Consider the following 18,919-nt stretch of genomic DNA (forward strand, 5'->3'; position numbering starts at 1 on the left):
GAGGGAACACACGGATGTGTGTTGGTCTCGGATGCCGGCCGACTACCGCCCGTGAAGGCATGGTCCTTGTGGATTGTGTGGGTGTTGGGGTGGGTGGGTGTGTGTTGTTTGAGAATTGCATAGTGGATGCGAGCATCCGAAGCAGTCCCTGTGTGGGGTTGTTTTGTGTGCTGCAATTTCTAATGGTTTTTGTAAGCATTGTGTGTTCCGCGCCCTGTGGGTGTGGGCACAGTTTTGTGCACTGTTGCGATGGTTACATTCGTGTCCCAGCTTCATGTTGGGTGTGGGTGTAGGTGTTGTTGTAAGTGTGTAAGGGCGTTCGGTGGATGCCTTGGTACCAGGAGCCGATGAAGGACGTGGGAGGCTGCGATAAGCCTCGGGGAGCTGTCAACCGAGCTGTGATCCGAGGGTGTCCGAATGGGGAAACCCAGCACGAGTGATGTCGTGTTACCCACCGTTGAATGTATAGGCGGTGTGGAGGGAACGTGGGGAAGTGAAACATCTCAGTACCCATAGGAAGAGAAAACAATTGTGATTCCGTGAGTAGTGGCGAGCGAAAGTGGAGGAGGCTAAACCATGCGCATGTGATACTCGGCAGGGGTTGTGTGTGTGGGTTGTGGGGTCGTGTTGTCCGGTGCTGCCGTGCTGGAGGCGAGTGAGAAAACTGCATGTTAGGCGAAGTGGCCTGGAATGGTCCGCCGTAGACGGTGAGAGTCCGGTAGCTGAAAGTGTGTGGTCTCGTTTGACGCGTGTCCCCAAGTAGCAGCGGGCCCGTGAAATCTGCTGTGAATCTGCCGGGACCACCCGGTAAGCCTGAATACTTCCTGGTGACCGATAGCGGACTAGTACCGTGAGGGAAAGGTGAAAAGTACCCCGGGAGGGGAGTGAAATAGTACCTGAAACCGGACGCTTACAATCCGTCAGAGCCTGCGCCCTTGTGGGTGGGTGATGGCGTGCCTTTTGAAGAATGAGCCTGCGAGTCAGTGCTCAGTGGCAAGGTTAACCCATGTGGGGTAGCCGTAGCGAAAGCGAGTCTGAATAGGGCGATTTGAGTCGCTGGGTCTGGACCCGAAGCGGAGTGATCTACCCATGGCCAGGGTGAAGCGACGGTAAGACGTCGTGGAGGCCCGAACCCACTTCAGTTGAAAATGGAGGGGATGAGCTGTGGGTAGGGGTGAAAGGCCAATCAAACTCCGTGATAGCTGGTTCTCCCCGAAATGCATTTAGGTGCAGCGTCCCGTGTTTCTTGCCGGAGGTAGAGCTACTGGATGGCCGATGGGCCCTACTAGGTTACTGACGTCAGCCAAACTCCGAATGCCGGTAAGTGAGAGCGGGGCAGTGAGACTGCGGGCGATAAGGTTCGTAGTCGAGAGGGAAACAGCCCAGATCGCCGGCTAAGGCCCCTAAGCGTGTACTAAGTGGAAAAGGATGTGGGATCGCGAAGACAACCAGGAGGTTGGCTTAGAAGCAGCCACCCTTGAAAGAGTGCGTAATAGCTCACTGGTCAAGTGGTCCTGCGCCGACAATGTAGCGGGGCTCAAGTACACCGCCGAAGCCGCGGCACTCACACAAGACATCGGCATCGTTCTACGGGATGGTGTCTAGTGGTGTGGGTGGGTAGGGGAGCGTCCTGCATCCGTGGAAGCAGCGGAGTGATCCAGTTGTGGAGGGTGTGGGAGTGAGAATGCAGGCATGAGTAGCGAAAGCAGAGTGAGAAACTCTGCCGCCGAATGACCAAGGGTTCCTGGGCCAGGTTAATCCGCCCAGGGTGAGTCGGGACCTAAGGCGAGGCCGACAGGCGTAGTCGATGGACAACGGGTTGATATTCCCGTACCCGTGTATCCGCGCCCAGTGGCGAATCAATTGTACTAACCATCCAAATCCCTATGGACCGCCTTCGGGTGGCCGGCGGGTGCTGCATGGGACCTCGGTTGTAGTAGTCAAGCGATGGGGTGACGCAGGAAGGTAGTGGGGCCAGTCGATGGTAGTGCTGGTGTAAGCCTGTAGGGAGGAACATAGGCAAATCCGTGTTCCATATATCCTGAGAGGTGATGCGTAGCCGTTGAGGCGAAATCCATGATCCTATGCTGCCGAGAAAAGCCTCTAGCGAGCTGGTACACGGCCCGTACCCCAAACCGACACAGGTGGTCAGGTAGAGAATACTAAGGCGATCGAGAGAACTGTGGTTAAGGAACTCGGCAAAATGCCCCCGTAACTTCGGGAGAAGGGGGACCAGCCCTGGTGACCGGCTTTACGCTGTGAGCTGGGGGTGGTCGCAGAGACCAGAGAGAAGCGACTGTTTACTAAAAACACAGGTCCGTGCGAAGTCGTAAGACGATGTATACGGACTGACGCCTGCCCGGTGCTGGAAGGTTAAGAGGACCGGTTAGCCACTTTGGTGGCGAAGCTGAGAATTTAAGCCCCAGTAAACGGCGGTGGTAACTATAACCATCCTAAGGTAGCGAAATTCCTTGTCGGGTAAGTTCCGACCTGCACGAATGGCGTAACGACTTCTCTGCTGTCTCAACCACAGACTCGGCGAAATTGCAGTACGAGTAAAGATGCTCGTTACGCGCGGCAGGACGAAAAGACCCCGGGACCTTCACTATAGCTTGGTATTGGTGTTCGGTTCGGTTTGTGTAGGATAGGTGGGAGACTGTGAAACTCGCACGCCAGTGTGGGTGGAGTCATTGTTGAAATACCACTCTGACCGTATTGGACCTCTAACCTCGGACCATGATCTGGTTCAGGGACAGTGCCTGGTGGGTAGTTTAACTGGGGCGGTTGCCTCCCAAAAAGTAACGGAGGCGCCCAAAGGTTCCCTCAGCCTGGTTGGCAATCAGGTGTTGAGTGTAAGTGCACAAGGGAGCTTGACTGTGAGACGTACATGTCGAGCAGGGACGAAAGTCGGGACTAGTGATCCGGCACCGGCAAGTGGAAGCGGTGTCGCTCAACGGATAAAAGGTACCCCGGGGATAACAGGCTGATCTTCCCCAAGAGTCCATATCGACGGGATGGTTTGGCACCTCGATGTCGGCTCGTCGCATCCTGGGGCTGGAGTAGGTCCCAAGGGTTGGGCTGTTCGCCCATTAAAGCGGCACGCGAGCTGGGTTTAGAACGTCGTGAGACAGTTCGGTCTCTATCCGCCGCGCGCGTAAGAAACTTGAGGAAACCTGTCCCTAGTACGAGAGGACCGGGACGGACGAACCTCTGGTGTGCCAGTTGTTCCACCAGGAGCACCGCTGGTTAGCTACGTTCGGAAGGGATAACCGCTGAAAGCATCTAAGCGGGAAGCCTGTTCCAAGATGAGGTTTCTCACCACCTACGCGTGGGTAAGGCCCCCCACAGACCATGGGGTTGATAGGCCAGAACTGTAAGCACAGCAATGTGTTCAGGTGACTGGTACTAATCGGCCGAGGACTTACAACAACACTTCACCACCACAAATTGGTGACTCCAACAAGTGTTGAACAGCATCAACCAACAAGAAAACACGCATCCACTATGCAACTCTGAAACAACACACCCTGCGGTGTGCTAATTTCACAGAGTTACGGCGGCTATAGCGGAGGGGAAACGCCCGGCCCCATTCCGAACCCGGAAGCTAAGCCCTCCAGCGCCAATGGTACTGCACCCTAACCAGTGTGGGAGAGTAGGACACCGCCGAACACAATTTACGATTCAGGCCCCACGCGCAAGTGTGGGGCCTGAATCATTTTTCCAGGTCCGTCCGCCCCGGTAGGGTAAGCGGAGATCTGAAGTGGAATATGAACGGAATAGGGAATGAGCGCAGGCGACGATAGGCGACGCGGCCGCGAGGGCGACCGACGCGGAGACCACCGCGGCAGCGGAGTGCGCGGTGGTGGGCAACGCGGCAGCGGTCCCCAACGGGGTGGCAATCGCCCGGGGAGTCGTCCCGGCGCCGGCCGTCCGAACGGCGATCGCCCCGGGCCCGCGCGCAGTCGGCCGCGCCCCGACGAGCCGGCGATCCCCGACGACGTCACGCCGAATGACCTGGACCCCGAGGTCCGCCGCGACCTGCGCGCCCTGGACAAAGCGAGTGCCGACGCGGTGGCGCGGCATCTCGTCATGGTCGGGCGTCTGGCCGACGAGGACCCGGTATTGGCGTTGGCCCACGCACGGGCGGCACGTGAGCGCGCCAGCCGGATCGGGGTCATCCGTGAAACCGCCGGTATCGCCGCCTATCACGCCGGCGAATGGCAGGAGGCGCTCGGTGAACTCCGGGCGGCCAAGCGATTGCAGGGCGGCACGTCGTTGCTGCCGCTCATCGCCGACTGCGAGCGGGGCCTCGGACGTCCCGAGCGGGCGCTCGACATCGCCCGCGGCGAGGACGCGCGCTTGTTGACCGACGACGAGCGGATAGAGATGCTCATCGTCGAAGCTGGCGCCCGCCTCGACCTGGGCGAGCCGGAGAAGGCCGTCGTCACCCTGCAGCGGGCGGATCTGACCCCGGGACAGACCGGACCGGAGCCCACCCGACTGTTCTACGCATATGCCGAGGCCTTGTTGGCGGCCGGTCGCGATGACGAGGCGACCACCTGGTTCATGAATGCGGCTGCGGCCGACGTCGACGACCTGACCGATGCGGAGCTGCGCGTCGTCGAACTCTCCGACCCGGACTACCAGCCGACCGAACCCGAGAACCCGGCGACCCGGCCGGAGACTGCGGCGATTGAGCCGGAGACCGCGGCAAGCGACCCCGTGGTCTCGTCGCGCGAACCGGAGACTGTCTCCAGCGAACCCGAATCGTCGTCGAATGAGCCCGAGACCGCGTCGACCGAGCCCGGTCCGACGCTGGCCGAGGAATACGACGCGGTGCTGCTCGACCTGGACGGCACCGTTTTCGCCGGGCATGCGGCGGTCCCGGGGGCGATCGACGCCGTGGCCGCCCTCCCTGCCGAGCGGATCCGCTATGTGACCAACAACGCCAGCCGACGTCCCGCCGAGGTGGCCGACCATCTTCGCGACCTCGGTTTCGACGCCGTGCCCGACCAGGTTGTGACCAGCGCCCAGGCCGGGGCACGGCTGGCCGCCCGGCAGTTGCCGAGCGGTTCGACGGTGCTGGTCGTCGGCACCGACGGATTGGCGGCGGAGGTCGCCGAGGTCGGTCTGGTTCCGACCCGCACCGCCGCCGACGATCCGCGGGCCGTCATCCAGGGCCACTCGACCGAGACCGGTTGGGCCGACCTGTCCGAGGCGGCGCTGGCGATCGCGGCCGGGGCGGTCTGGATCGCGACCAACGTCGACACCACCCTGCCGTCGGAGCGCGGACTCCTCATCGGCAACGGTTCGATGGTGGCCGCCGTGGCCTCCGCGACCGACGCCACGCCCCTCGTCGCCGGGAAGCCAGCGGCCCCGCTGCTGCACGACGCGATCGAGAGTGTCGGCTCGACCCGGCCTCTGGTCGTCGGCGATCGTCTCGATACCGACATCGAAGGAGCCAACACCGTCGAGGCGGACAGCCTCATGGTGCTGACCGGCGTCAGCTCGCTTCGCGACGTCCTCGCCGCCCCCGTCGACCGCCGACCGACGCATATCGCGCGCGGTCTGCCGGCCCTGCTGGAGCCCGCATCGGCGTCAGAGATCGGTCGTCACCACCCGTGGGAGGTACGGATCGACGGTTCGCGCGTCCGGATCACGTCGCGCGCGGTGACCGCCGAGGCGGCGACGGCCCTCCCTGCGCTCGTCGCGGCGGTGTGGACCGCCTCGCTCGACGCCGCCGCGGTGGGCGATCTCGCGGTGACCTCGGACAATCCGGCGGTGGTCGAGATGCTGCGAGATCTCGGCGTCGGATAGCGTTGGTGACATCATGAGCAATCCGCAGACAGACACGCCGCGGCCGGGGGCACCCAAGCCCGGGGCCCACCTCGCCGCCGAGAATCCCGGTGCCACGGTGTCGCCCTCCGATGTGGCCGACGCGATCACCGAGATGCTCGAAAAGCTCGACGAGGTCGCCCATCACGTCGCCGGAAGCGGTAGCGACGAGCCGATGTCGGCGGCCCAACTGGCGGCACTCGACCGCCAGGCAGACCTGCTCGAGCGGGCCCATCGGGTGCTCGCCGACGCGTTGGCCGCCATCGACCACGCATAGGGCGATGGCACCCAGGGCACGGCTCGACGCGGAACTCGTCCGGCGCGGCTTGGCGCGCTCCCGGGAGCACGCGAGTGCGTTGATCGCGGCGGGTGAGGTGACGGTCAACGGTGCCCCGGCCACCAAACCGGCGACGAACGTCGGGAAAGACACACCGATCGTGGTCAAGGCGGTGGAAGAGCAATGGGCGTCGCGCGGGGCGCACAAATTGATCGGCGCCCTCGATCAGTTCGTGCCCCAGGGGCTGGTCGTGCCGGGGCGGCGATGCCTCGACGCCGGCGCGTCGACGGGCGGTTTCACCGACGTGCTCCTGAATCGGGGCGCGGCGCAGGTGGTCGCCGTCGACGTCGGGTACGGGCAACTGGTGTGGCGGCTGCGCTCCGACGAGCGAGTCGCGGTGTACGACCGCACCAACGTGCGGACGTTGACCCCCGAACAGATCGGCGGGCCGGTCGACCTGACCGTGTCGGACCTCTCCTTCATCTCGCTGCGCCTGGTGCTGGCCGCGATGGCCTCGTGTACCCGCGTCGGCGGCGATCTCGTGCCGATGGTCAAGCCGCAGTTCGAGGTCGGCAAGGATCGGGTCGGCGCGGGCGGCGTGGTACGCGACCCGCGGCTGCGGGTGTCCGCCGTCGTCGAAGTGGCCCGATGGGCGTCGGCCCTGGGCCTGCACCTGCGCGACGCGGGCGCCTCACCGCTTCCGGGACCGTCGGGGAACGTCGAATACTTCCTGTGGCTCACTCGAGAGGCCGACGACGCCGAGTTGGCGGAGCGGGCCCGACGGTTGCCGTCGGATCTGTCAGCCGCCACCGATACGCTTGAAGGCATCGACACCGGGTTCGATCGCCACGGCGTCACCGACTTGATCGAGGGCGTCGTGGCCGACGGGCCGCAGTAGAGCAGGGGAGCGGAGTCAGCATCATGGTCACTACGAGTGCGAGCACCGGCGAGTGAGCGTCGAGACGCGGGATTCCGGCGACCGGTCCTTCCTCATCGTCGCGCACACCGGCCGTGACGACTTGCTGCCCACGCTGGAGGCCATCGCGGTGCGGTGTGCGGCAGGCGGGGTGGCGATGCGCATCGCCGATGCCGATCATCGCGGCGCGGCCCAACGCGCCGACATCGACTTCGACCGGCTGCGCGAACTGGGCGCCACCGTCACCCACGTCGAACACGGCGATGCCGCCGCTGACGGCTGCGAGGTGGTGATCGCCCTCGGCGGCGACGGCACCTTCCTGCGCGCGGCCGAACTCGCCCATCCCGCCTCGGTCCCGGTCATCGGCATCAACCTCGGGCATATCGGGTTCCTCGCCGAGGCGGAGGCGGGGGCGGTCGACGAGGTGATCGGCCGGCTCATCGACGGCAGGTACGACGTCGAGCCGCGCATGACTCTGGACGTCACCGTCGTCGGCGCGGATGGCGCCATCCTCCTGCATTCCTGGGCGCTCAACGAGGTCGTGGTCCAGAACGACACCCACCGCGGGGTGTTGGAACTGGTCACCGAGGTCGACGGCCGGCCGGTGTCGGCATTCGGCGCCGACGGAGTGCTGGTCTCCACGCCGACCGGGTCGACCGCCTACGCGTTCTCGGCCGGCGGCCCGGTGATGTGGCCCGACCTTGAGGCGATCCTGGTCGTCCCGAGCAATGCGCACGCACTGTTCGCCCGGCCGATGGTGACCTCCCCGCATTCGCGGATCGCCGTGGAGGTCGAATCCGACGGCCATGCGGCCATCGCGATGTGCGACGGTCGGCGGTCGGTGCTGCTGCCGCCCGGTGCCCGCGTCGAGGTGGTGCGCAGCGACCGCTCGGTGCAATGGGTGCGGGTCGACCCGGAACCGTTCACCGATCGACTGGTCACCAAGTTCAATCTGCCGGTCACCGGCTGGCGCGGACGTCGGGAGCAGCCCGGCCAGCACCGGCACCACGGGGGGAGCGGCTAATGCTGGAGGAATTGACGATCGCCGGGCTCGGGGTGCTGGAGAACGCCTCGGCCGAGTTCGATCCGGGGTTCACCGTTCTGACCGGCGAGACCGGCGCGGGTAAGACGATGGTCGTCACCAGCCTGCACCTGTTGTCCGGCGGCCGGGCCGACGCGAGCCGGGTCCGCACCGGACACGAGAAGGCCGTCGTCGAAGGCCGCTTCCGGCTCGACGGCGCCGCCGGGCCCGCGGTCGGCGAGATCCTCGAGTCGGCCGGCGCCCAGGCCGACGACGCCTCGCTGATCGCGATCCGGACCGTCGGCTCCGACGGCCGGTCTCGCGCGCACCTGGGGGGTCGGTCTGTCCCGGTCGGTGTCCTGGGTCAGGTCACCAGCTCGATGCTGACGATTCACGGTCAGAACGACCAGCTCCGGCTGCTGCGGGGCGACCAACAGCGCGCGGCGCTCGACCGGTTCGGCGGCCCTGACCTCGCCGCCGCGCTCGAGACGTACCGGACGGCGCGCGCCCGGTGGGTACGGCTCGCCGACGAGTTGGAACAACGGCGCGCCAGCTCGTTCGAGCTGGCACAGGAAGCCGACCGCCTGCGGTTCGCGGTGCAGGAATTGGAGGCGGTGAGTCCCGAGCCCGGCGAGGATGTCGCGTTGACGGCGACGATCAAACGGCTCAGCGACCTCGAGCGGGTGCGCTCGGCCGGGGTCCAGGCGCATGCGCTGGCCACCGGGGACGCCGATGCCGTCGGCGACACCGGTCAAGGGGTCATCACCGAACTCGGACAGATCCGCACATTGCTCGAGACGTCGGGGGATGCGGCGCTGGAGGCCCTGCTGCCGCGAGTCGGCGAGGCGCTGGCCATCGTGACCGACCTCGCGTCGGAGTTGTCCGGGATCGTCGCGGGACTGCCGGCCGACGCCGCCGAACTCGATCAGCTGCTGGTGCGGCAGAGTGAACTCAAGGCCCTCACGCGCAAGTACGCGCCGGATGTCGACGGCGTCCGGGAGTGGTGGGAGCAGGCGCGGACGCGGTTGGCCGAGATCGACGACCCGTCCGAGTCCCTCGAGGAGTTGACCGAATCGGTGGCCGCTGCTGCAGAAGAGGTGGGCGTCGCGGCCGCCGCGCTGCGCGCCCTGCGGGTCGATGCCGCCGCGAAGCTGGCCGATCGCGTGACCGAGGAGCTGGGCGGCTTGGCGATGGGCGATGCGGCGCTGCGGGTCACGGTGACCCCCGACCTGACCGAAGGCGTACCGGAGGCAGAGGCCGCGGCGACGACGGTCACGGCGGTGACGCCCGCCGGCCGACGAGTGCTGCCCGTCGACGGTCAGCGCTGCCGGGTCGGTGGCGACGGTGCCGATCTGGTCGAATTCGCTCTGGTGCCGCACCGCGACGCCGTGCCGATGCCGATAGCGAAGTCGGCCTCCGGTGGTGAGCTCTCCCGCGTCATGCTCGCGTTGGAGGTCGTGCTCGCCTCACCCGAGGGTGGATCGGTGATGGTATTCGACGAGGTCGACGCCGGGGTCGGCGGGCGCGCCGCCGTGGAGATCGGACGACGGCTGGCGCGTTTGGCGCGAAACCACCAGGTCATCGTCGTCACCCACCTACCGCAGGTGGCGGCATTCGCCGATCACCACGTCGTGATCGGCAAGGATGACGGAGGCGCGACGAGTTCGGTGCGCACGTTGACCGGCGACGAACGAGTCGGCGAGTTGGCGCGGATGTTGGCCGGGCTCGGCGACACCGACACGGGACGGGCGCATGCCGAAGAACTGTTGTCGACGGCACAGGCAGAGCGGGTCGGCTGACTTCGAAAGGGTTCCAAACGGGTAACTGTCGTTAACAAAATCGCTATGTGATTCCACAAACCCGCGTTGGCGGGTTTAGGCTGATTGGCATGGATGTGACGCAAGGTGCTGCAGAGAACCCATATCCTGCGGACCCGGGACGAATGACCGTCGGGCTTCACCAGGAATATCTGACGGCCACGACCCGTGAGGTTGTCACCGGTGTTGCGCAGGTGCGGACCTCGGTGGTCAACGAGCAGGCCGAGATCGAGGTTCCGGTGAGCCGCGAGGTCGTCGAGGTGGACCGCGTCGCCGTGAACGATCGCGAAGTCGACGAGGTGCCGACCCCGTATTGGGACGGTGACACCTTCGTGGTGCCGGTAGTCGAAGAAGAACTCGTCGTCGTCAAGCGGTTGGTCGTGCGCGAAGAAGTGCGAGTCACGCGACAGCGGAAGACGAAGAACATGGTGATCGACGGCGAGGTGCGGCGACAGCGCGTCGACGTCGTCCAGGTCGACCCGCATCATCGCGTCCGCGCGGAGATCCCGATTCACCCCAGGGGTGTTGGATATGGGGAAACCAAGGACGCCGGCGGCGATACCTAGGTTTTATGATCGCAAGCCAGGATAGTGGCGGCGGCGGGGAAGCGCCTTCACTATCGCAGGACCAGCAAGTGTAGGTAACGTGCCAACGGGCACACCGTGGATGCAAGCTCTCACAACGGAGGAAATGCGAAATGATTGTCACTTTCGCCGGATACGACATCAAGGTTGGTACTCCGGTGGTTTCTCGGGATGGTGCCGAAGTCGGCACCGTCGCGGATACCCAGGGAGCCGACCTCGTCGTCGACGTCCGCAATAACCCGGCCAATATGTTGCTCGCGGAAAGCGGTGTCGCCGCATTCGAACCGGATTTCATTCGTCTCGACCTGACTGCCGCCAAGATCGCGGCCGGTGAGTGGCTGTCGGCCGATCCGGCCCCGGGCGCCTCCGCGCCGGTACCCGAGCCCGCACCGGTGCCCGTCGCCGCTCCGCCGGCACCGGCTCCCGAGCCCGTCGTCGAGACGGTTGCCGCGCCGGTCACGACCCCGGAACCGGTCGCCGCTCCGGCGGCACCCGCTCCCGCGGCGCCGGCCCCCGAGGCCTCGCGCACCGTCGAGCTGCATGCCGAGGATCTCGTGGCCGCCAAGCGCGAGGTCCCGACCGGTGTGGTCAAGGTGCACAAGAAGGTCGTCGTCGACAACGCCTCGCTCGACGTCGACGTCTTCGAGGAGAAGCTGACGGTCAACCGCACCGAGCTCAACGACGACGTCGTCGACCCCAGCTACAACTTCGAAGAGGGCGTCTTCGAGATCGAGCTGCACGGCGAGGAGGTCGAGGTCGGCAAGCGGGTGCGCCGCATCGGCCAGGTCGAGTTCGGCAAGGAGCGCCAGACGCGCACCCAGCGCGTGACCGGTCAGACCCGTCGCGAGGAACTCGAGTTCGACGAGCAGCCCTACGGCGACAGCGCCACCTAGACGCGTTCACAGTCGTCCCCGCACTGCTTCGGCGGTGCGGGGGCGACTGTTTTCGGCTGTTTTCGGCGACCGCATCGGCGCTGCGACACCTGTGGCCTCTGGGGATCTTGTGACAAAAGTGGTTGATGTTGCGGCGCGCCTTCACGCTCCCGCACGTCGGGCCATTCATGATGTCGGGTATGAAGATGCCTGCCGTACTCACCCGTTCCCACGCGAACCTGCCTGGCAAAACTGGAATCGCCAGGATCGACAAAGACACCAAGCGTCTACTGGGCCGGGTCGGTCCGGGCGACGTGGTGATCCTCGACGAGATCGACCTCGACCGGGTCACCGCTGACGCATTGGTCCGGGCCGACGTGGAGGCGGTCGTCAACGCGTCGCCGTCGATTTCGGGTCGCTACCCCAACCTCGGGCCCGAGGTGCTGGTCGCGGCGGGCATCACGCTGCTCGACGACGTGGGCGCCGACGTGTTCAAGAAGGTGCGCGACGGCGCGAAGGTCCGCATCCACGACGACAAGCTCTACATCGGCGACCGGCGCGTCGCACTCGGCGACGAGCTGATCGAGACCGACATCGCCGATCAGATGATCGACGCGAAGGCGGGCGTCGTCGACCACCTCGAAGCCTTCTCCGGCAACACCATCGAATTCCTGCGCAGCGAATCGCCACTGCTGATCGACGGCGTGGGGGTGCCCGACGTCGACGTGGACCTCGACGGGATGCACGTCGTCGTGGTGGCCGAGGGGGCGGAGGGCGCGGCACAGCTGCGCGCGCTCAAGCCCTTCATCCGCGAATACGCCCCGATCATGGTCGGCGTCGGGGCCGGAGCCGACATCCTGGTCAAGGCCGGCCACAAGCCGGCCCTGATCGTCGGCGACCCGGACGAGATCTCGCGGGACACCCTGCGCTGCGGCGCCCAGCTGGTGCTGCCGGCGGACACCGACGGCCACGCCGCCGGGCTGACCCGCATCCAAGACCTCGGCGTCGGAGCCATCACCTTCCCGGCGGCCGGAGCGGCGGCCGATCTCGCCCTGTTGCTGGTCGACCACCACGGTGCGGATCTGATCGTGACCGTCGGCTACGGCGGCGGCCTCGACGACTTCTTCGACCGGTCGCGCCGCGACGGCAATCCGTCGATGTTCCTGACCCGTCTGAAGGTCGGTCCGAAGCTGGTCGACGCGCGGGCGGTGTCCTCGCTCTACCGGTCGCGCGGATCCGGTCTCGGTATCGCGCTGTTCGTCCTGGCCGCCCTCGTCGCCGTCATCGCCACCCTGCTGCTGTCCGGCAACGGGGCGGGCGTCACCGACTACCTGGTCGAACAGTGGCACCACCTGACGGCCTGGATCTCGCATCTGGGCGGCTGACCGGTGATCTCCATGCGCCAGCACGCGATCTCGCTGATCGCGGTCTTCGCCGCGCTCCTCGTCGGCCTCTTCCTCGGCACCGGGTTCATCGGCGACAAAGTCAACTCGCTCACCGGGACCAGCAGGGACAAGGTGGGCGACCTCAACGATCAGCTCGACGAGGCGAATGCCGCCCGCAACGCGGCCGACGGGTTCGCCCATGCTGTGGCGCCGCGTCTGCTGCACGGCCAGTTGGCCGGGCGCAGCGTGGTCTTCGTCACCGCGCCGAATGCGACCGACGACGACGTGACCGCGGTGAAGGAGTCGGTATCGGCGGCGGGTGCGACGTTCGCCGGCCAGCTGGCGTTGACCGACCAGCTGCTCCGCGACCGGGAGGGGGAGAAGCTGCGCTCGATCATCGACCAGTCGATCCCGCCGGGTAAGAACCTGCGTCCCGAACTCACCGATTCCGGCGGTCGCCTCGGCGACCTACTCGGGCTGATCTTGCAGCTCGGGGTCGGCCGCGGCAACCTGCCGCCGACCGAGGTCGATACGTCGCTGCGGTCGTTGCGCGACGGCGGCTTCATCTCCTACACCGACGGTGCGCTGCGCCCCGGACAACTCGCGGTGATCGTGACCGGCGGCGCGTTTCCGGCGGACTCCGGCGCCCAGGGGCAGCTCGTCGGCCGATTCGCCGGCACCTTCGCCGCGCGGGGGCTCGGCGGCGTCCTGGCCGGCCGGGTCGGATCGGCCAAGGGGGGTTCCCCGGTCGCCGTGGTGCGGGCCGATCCGTCGCTGAGCAACTCGGTGGCCACCGTCGACAACGTGAACCAGCCCATCGGCGTGATCACCGCGGTCCTCGCGCTGCATGCGGCGAACGAGGGCAAGCCGAGTGCCTTCGGCACCGGCGCCGGTGCGACGGCCATCACACCCGCGCCCTGACTGCCTCGACACTCCGCGTCCGCGATAGCCGTTTCGTCGATCGAGGTGTTACCGTGAAGTCCCGTAGGTAACGGGGGTATCCGCCCCCGGATCGATACCGATCGGGAGAGTCCGCTTGCGACCTTTGCGCCACGGAAGTGCTGGCACCAAACACATCTTCGTCACCGGTGGCGTCGCGTCGTCCCTGGGCAAGGGGCTGACGGCGTCGAGCCTGGGGCAACTCCTCACCGCGCGGGGTCTGCACGTCACGATGCAGAAGCTCGACCCGTACCTCAACGTCGACCCCGGCACCATGGACCCGTTCCAGCACGGCGAGGTCTTCGTCACCGAGGACGGTGCCGAGACCGACCTCGACGTCGGCCACTACGAGCGCTTCCTCGACGTCAACCTCTCGCAGGCCGCGAACGTCACCACCGGTCAGGTGTATTCGACCGTCATCGCCAAGGAGCGCCGCGGCGAATACCTCGGGCAGACCGTCCAGGTCATCCCGCACATCACCGACGAGATCAAGCGCCGGGTGCTCGATATGCGCGAGCCGGGCGACGACGGGGTGCGCCCCGACGTGGTCATCACCGAGATCGGCGGCACCGTCGGCGACATCGAATCCCAGCCGTTCATCGAGGCGGCCCGCCAGATCCGGCACGACGTCGGGCGCGACAACGTCTTCTTCCTGCATGTCTCGCTGGTTCCGTACCTCGCCCCGTCCGGGGAGCTGAAGACCAAGCCGACCCAGCACTCGGTGGCCGCGCTGCGCAACATCGGTATCCAGCCCGACGCGCTGATCCTGCGCTGCGACCGCGACGTGCCCGAGGCGCTGAAGCAGAAGATCGCGCTGATGTGCGACGTCGACATCGAGGGCGTGATCTCCACCCCCGACGCGCCGAGCATCTACGACATCCCCAAGGTGCTGCACGCGGAGAGCCTCGACGCCTACGTGGTCCGCAAACTGGGCCTGCCGTTCCGCGACGTCGACTGGTCGGTGTGGGGCGAGCTGCTGCGCCGCGTGCACGAGCCGCAGGAGACGGTCCGCGTGGCCCTCGTCGGCAAATACGTCGACCTGCCCGACGCCTACCTCTCGGTGACCGAGGCCATCCGCGCCGGCGGCTTCGCCCATCGGGCGCGGACCGAGATCGTCTGGGTCCAGTCCGACCTCTGCGCGACCGATGCCGGCGCGCAACACGAACTGGGCGACGTCGACGCCATCCTCGTCCCCGGAGGGTTCGGCATCCGCGGCATCGAGGGCAAGGTCGGCGCGATCCGGTACGCCCGGCGCCGCGGGATCCCGCTGCTCGGCCTGTGCCTCGGCCTGCAGTGCGTCGTGATCGAGGCCGCCCGCTCGGTCGGCTTCGACGACGCGAACTCGGCCGAGTTCGAACCCGACACCACCCATCCGGTGATCTCCGTGATGGCCGACCAGGAGCAGGCCGTGGCCGGCGAGGCCGATCTCGGCGGCACGATGCGTCTGGGGTCGTACCCGGCGGTGCTCACCGAGGGCACCCAGGTGGAGCGGGCCTACGGCACCACCGAGGTCACCGAACGACACCGGCACCGGTTCGAGGTGAACAACGCCTACCGCGACAAGATCGCCGAATCGGGTCTGGTGTTCTCCGGCACCTCGCCCGACGGGCGTCTCGTCGAGTTCGTCGAATACCCGCGGGAGGTACACCCCTTCCTCGTCGCGACCCAGGCGCACCCCGAGTTGAAGTCGCGGCCGACGCGTCCGCACCCGCTGTTCGCCAGCCTGATCGAGGCGGCGCTGGAGTACAAGGCCGCCGAGCGGCTCCCGGTGGAGATTCCCGGTCGCAGCGAGGAAGCGGCGGTCGCCTCCGGCTCCGCGTCGGACTGAGTCGATGACGGACCAGCGGCACGAGTTCACCGTCACCGGTTCCCAACTGCGCTACGACGGGGCGATCATCGCGGTGCGCACCGACGAGGTGACCATGCCGGGCGGTCACACCGCGACCCGCGAGGTCGTCGAGCACCTCGGTGCGGTCGCCGTCGTCGCGCTCGACGCGGAGGACCGCGTCGTGCTCATCGAGCAGTATCGGCACCCCGTCGGCCGTCGGTTGTGGGAGCTGCCCGCCGGTCTGCTCGACGCGCCGGGGGAATCGCCGCTCGACGCCGCCGCACGCGAACTGGCGGAGGAGACCGATCTCTCCGCTGACCGGTGGGACGTCCTGGTGGACCTCGTCGTCTCGCCTGGTTTCACCGACGAGGCGTTGCGCGTCTACCTGGCCCGTGACCTGCAGATCCTTCCGTCGGCCGACCGGTTCGACGAGGAGGAGGACCTGGTGTGGTCGCGGGTCGCGCTGGACGAGGCGGTGGACATGGCACTGCGCGGCGAGATCGTCAACGCCACCGCGGTGGCCGGGATTCTGGCCGCCGCCCGCGTGGTCGAGTCGGGCGGTACGCCGCGGGCCGTCGACGCGCCGTGGACCGACCGGCCGGTGGCCTTCGACCGACGGCGGGCGGCCGAAACGGGGCGCGGCTGAACGCCCCGGCCCTGGCCGACCAGGTGCAGCGCTATCTCGACCACCTCGTCGTCGAGCGCGGCGTCGCGACCAATACCGCCGCCTCCTATCGCCGCGATCTGCGCCGCTACCGCGAATTCCTGCAGTCGCGCGGTATCGATGACCTCGGCGGCGTCGCCGAATCCGACGTGCGCGACTTCCTCGTCGCCCTCCGATCGGGTGACGCGCCCCTGGCCGAGAGTTCGATCGCCCGGACCCTCGTCGCCACACGCGGGCTGCACAAGTTCGCCGTCGCCGAGGGCATGGCCGCCACCGACGCGGCCCACGGGGTGCGCCCGCCCAAGCCGGCGCAACGGCTGCCGAAGGCGCTCTCGATCGACGAGGTGGCGGCCATCCTCGCCAACGCGGGCGGCGACGACCCGCGCGGCCTGCGCGACCGGGCGCTGCTGGAACTGCTCTACAGCTGCGGTGCCCGCATCTCCGAGGTCACCTCGCTCGACGTCGACGACCTCGACCTGGAACACCGCACCGTGCTCCTCCGGGGCAAAGGCGGCAAACAGCGCCTGGTACCGGTGGGCGGCCCCGCGGTCGAGGCCGTCGACGCCTATCTGGTGCGCGCCCGTCCCGCGCTCGCGGCGTCGCGCAGCGGACCCGCCGTGTTCCTCAACGTGCGCGGCGGACGGTTGTCGCGGCAGAGTGCTTGGCAGATCCTGTCCGACGCGGCGCAGCGCGCGGGTGTCACGGCGGCGGTCTCTCCACACACGTTGCGGCACAGCTTCGCCACCCATCTGCTCGACGGGGGGGCCGACGTCCGCGTCGTCCAGGAATTGCTCGGCCACGCGTCGGTGACCACGACCCAGGTCTACACGCTGGTAACCGTGTCGACGATGCGCGAGGTCTACGCCACGGCGCACCCGCGCGCCCGCTAGGGTGGACACAATCATCGGGCGGCAGGGAAGGAGTCATGGTCTGTGAGCACGTCGGAGACCGACAAATACCGGCTGTCCGTCAGCAGCCCGGGCGCCGATGACGAGGCCGACTCCGACGAGGGGGCCGACGGCGCCAAGCTCGGCCCGACCGGCCGCCCCGTGCGCCCCATCCCGGAGCCCGCGCCGCTGACGTCGCATGGCCCCGCGACCATCGTCGCCGTCTGCAATCAGAAGGGCGGGGTCGGCAAGACCACGTCGACCATCAACATCGGCGCCGCGCTGGCCGAGTACGGCCGCCGGGTCCTGCTCGTCGACCTCGATCCGCAGGGCGCCCTGTCGGCGGGTCTCGGCGTCGCGCACCACGAACTCGAGGAGACCGTCCACAACCTGCTCGTGCCGCCGCTGGCGTCGATCGACGACGTGCTGCAGCGCACCCGGGTGGAGGGCATGGACCTGCTGCCGAGCAATATCGACCTCTCGGCGGCGGAGATCCAGCTCGTCAACGAGGTGGGCCGCGAGCAGACGCTGGGCCGTGCGCTGCACCCGGTCATCGACCGGTACGACTACATCCTCATCGACTGCCAGCCGTCGCTCGGGCTGCTGACGGTCAACGCGTTGGCCTGTGCCGACAGCGTGCTGATCCCGATGGAGTGCGAATACTTCAGCCTGCGCGGCCTGGCACTGCTCACCGACACCATCGACAAGGTGCGCGAACGGCTGAACCCGAACCTGGAGATCGGCGGCATCCTCGCGACGATGTTCGATCCGCGCACGGTCCACTCCCGCGACGTGATGGCGCGCGTCGTCGAGGTCTTCGGCGACGTGGTCTTCGACACGGCGATCAACCGGACCGTTCGCTTCCCGGAGACCAGCGTCGCCGGCGAGCCGATCATCTCCTGGGCGCCCAAGTCGACCGGCGCCAAGGCCTATCGGAACGTCGCCGCCGAGGTCATCGCGCGCGACGCGCAGCGTCGATGACCGTCGCCGCCCCGGAAGCCGACGACGCCGAACAGGGTTTCCGAGTCCACCTGGACAACTTCGACGGCCCGTTCGACCTGTTGCTCAACCTGATCAGCCAGCACCGGCTCGACGTCACCGAGGTGGCGCTGCACGAGGTCACCGACGACTTCATCGCCTACACCAAGGAGATGGGCGAGCAGATGGACCTGGAGCAGACGACGGAATTCCTCGTCGTCGCCGCCACCCTGCTCGACCTGAAGGCGGCCCGGCTGCTGCCCTCCGGCGAGGTGGACGACCCGGAAGACCTGGCGTTGCTCGAGGCTCGCGACCTGCTGTTCGCCCGGTTGCTGCAGTACCGCGCCTACAAACAGGCCGCCGCGCTGTTCGCCGAGTTGGAGGCATCGGCGCTGCAGCGCTACCCGCGGGCCGTCGCGCTGGAGGACCATTTCGCGGAACTGCTGCCGGAGGTGACGCTGGGCGTCGACGCCATGGGGTTCGCCGAGGTCGCCGCGGCGGCGCTCACGCCGAAACCCGTCCCGACCGTCGGCCTCGACCACCTGCACATCCCCAAGGTGTCGGTGCCCGAGCAGGCCAAGCGGATCTCGGTCCTGTTGCGCGACGCACCCGACGGCACCCTCACCTTCGGGGAGCTGGTGGCCGAGTGTGAGAACGGTCTGGAGGTCGTGGCCCGGTTCCTCGGCCTGCTGGAGCTGTACCGGGAACGCGCCGTGGGATTCGAGCAGGAAGAGGCGTTGGGGGTGCTGACGGTCAGCTGGACCGGCGACCGCGATCCCGACGAGCTGAGCATGGATCGAGTGGAGGACTACGGGTGAACGACGCGGACACCGACCTGGCGGAGACGGACCAGACCGACCTGGCCGAGACCGGCGGCGACGACGCCGACAGCGCCGCGGCGCAGACGACCCTCGAT

14 protein-coding genes and 2 rRNA genes are annotated in these 18,919 nt (G+C 67.1%); all 16 read left to right on the plus strand.

Features of this window, described 5'->3' with window-relative positions; translation table 11 throughout:
- Positions 1-299 precede the first annotated feature (299 nt).
- The 16 genes from HUN08_RS08055 (at position 300) to HUN08_RS08130 (ending at position 18,821) form a co-directional block, all read left to right on the plus strand.
- A 23S ribosomal RNA gene (locus tag HUN08_RS08055) occupies positions 300-3,429 on the plus strand.
- A gap of 123 nt (positions 3,430-3,552) precedes the next feature.
- Positions 3,553-3,669: ribosomal RNA gene (rrf, locus tag HUN08_RS08060) — 5S ribosomal RNA — on the plus strand.
- Between the two features lie 114 nt (positions 3,670-3,783).
- Positions 3,784-5,817: an HAD-IIA family hydrolase gene (locus tag HUN08_RS08065; protein ID WP_124248907.1), complete on the plus strand. Its 2,034-nt coding sequence runs from the start codon at positions 3,784-3,786 to the stop codon at positions 5,815-5,817.
- Between the two features lie 13 nt (positions 5,818-5,830).
- Complete coding sequence (locus HUN08_RS08070; protein WP_124248906.1) at positions 5,831-6,112, plus strand: hypothetical protein; 282 nt, start codon at positions 5,831-5,833, stop codon at positions 6,110-6,112.
- Positions 6,113-6,116: 4 nt separating this feature from the next.
- Positions 6,117-7,010 (plus strand): TlyA family RNA methyltransferase, encoded by an 894-nt coding sequence (locus HUN08_RS08075; RefSeq protein WP_124248905.1) that lies wholly within the window; start codon positions 6,117-6,119, stop codon positions 7,008-7,010.
- A gap of 52 nt (positions 7,011-7,062) precedes the next feature.
- On the plus strand, positions 7,063-8,052 hold the full coding sequence (locus tag HUN08_RS08080) for an NAD kinase (protein WP_124248904.1): 990 nt from the start codon (positions 7,063-7,065) through the stop codon (positions 8,050-8,052).
- The gene (gene recN / locus HUN08_RS08085) at positions 8,052-9,848 is read left to right on the plus strand and encodes a DNA repair protein RecN (protein WP_124248903.1); all 1,797 of its coding nucleotides are present in this window, start codon (positions 8,052-8,054) and stop codon (positions 9,846-9,848) included. The genes HUN08_RS08080 and recN overlap by 1 nt, the downstream gene beginning before the upstream one ends.
- Positions 9,849-9,895: 47 nt before the next feature.
- Positions 9,896-10,432 (plus strand): DUF2382 domain-containing protein, encoded by a 537-nt coding sequence (locus HUN08_RS08090; protein WP_301546944.1) that lies wholly within the window; start codon positions 9,896-9,898, stop codon positions 10,430-10,432.
- A gap of 131 nt (positions 10,433-10,563) precedes the next feature.
- On the plus strand, positions 10,564-11,343 hold the full coding sequence (locus tag HUN08_RS08095; RefSeq protein ID WP_124248902.1) for a YsnF/AvaK domain-containing protein: 780 nt from the start codon (positions 10,564-10,566) through the stop codon (positions 11,341-11,343).
- 179 nt (positions 11,344-11,522) lie between these two features.
- On the plus strand, positions 11,523-12,707 hold the full coding sequence (gene steA, locus HUN08_RS08100) for a putative cytokinetic ring protein SteA (RefSeq protein WP_124248901.1): 1,185 nt from the start codon (positions 11,523-11,525) through the stop codon (positions 12,705-12,707).
- Positions 12,708-12,710: 3 nt separating this feature from the next.
- Entirely contained in the window at positions 12,711-13,628 is a 918-nt protein-coding gene (locus HUN08_RS08105; protein WP_124248900.1) for a copper transporter, read from the plus strand.
- A gap of 115 nt (positions 13,629-13,743) precedes the next feature.
- A complete protein-coding gene (locus HUN08_RS08110; protein ID WP_124248899.1) occupies positions 13,744-15,474 on the plus strand; it encodes a CTP synthase in 1,731 nt (576 codons plus the stop codon).
- Positions 15,475-15,478: 4 nt separating this feature from the next.
- Positions 15,479-16,120 carry an NUDIX hydrolase gene (locus HUN08_RS08115; protein WP_124248898.1) on the plus strand — a complete coding sequence of 214 codons (642 nt, stop codon included), beginning with the start codon at positions 15,479-15,481 and terminating at the stop codon, positions 16,118-16,120.
- Positions 16,121-16,131: 11 nt separating this feature from the next.
- Positions 16,132-17,028, plus strand: coding sequence for a site-specific tyrosine recombinase XerD (gene xerD, locus HUN08_RS08120; protein ID WP_124248915.1), 897 nt, complete (start codon positions 16,132-16,134; stop codon positions 17,026-17,028).
- Positions 17,029-17,070: 42 nt separating this feature from the next.
- Entirely contained in the window at positions 17,071-18,006 is a 936-nt protein-coding gene (locus tag HUN08_RS08125) for a ParA family protein (protein ID WP_124248897.1), read from the plus strand.
- Positions 18,003-18,821 (plus strand): ScpA family protein, encoded by an 819-nt coding sequence (locus HUN08_RS08130; protein WP_124248896.1) that lies wholly within the window; start codon positions 18,003-18,005, stop codon positions 18,819-18,821. Before HUN08_RS08125 ends, HUN08_RS08130 begins: the two co-directional genes overlap by 4 nt.
- Positions 18,822-18,919: the final 98 nt, after the last annotated feature.

The organism is Gordonia sp. X0973, from assembly GCF_013348785.1.
Classification (GTDB): Bacteria; Actinomycetota; Actinomycetes; order Mycobacteriales; family Mycobacteriaceae; genus Gordonia.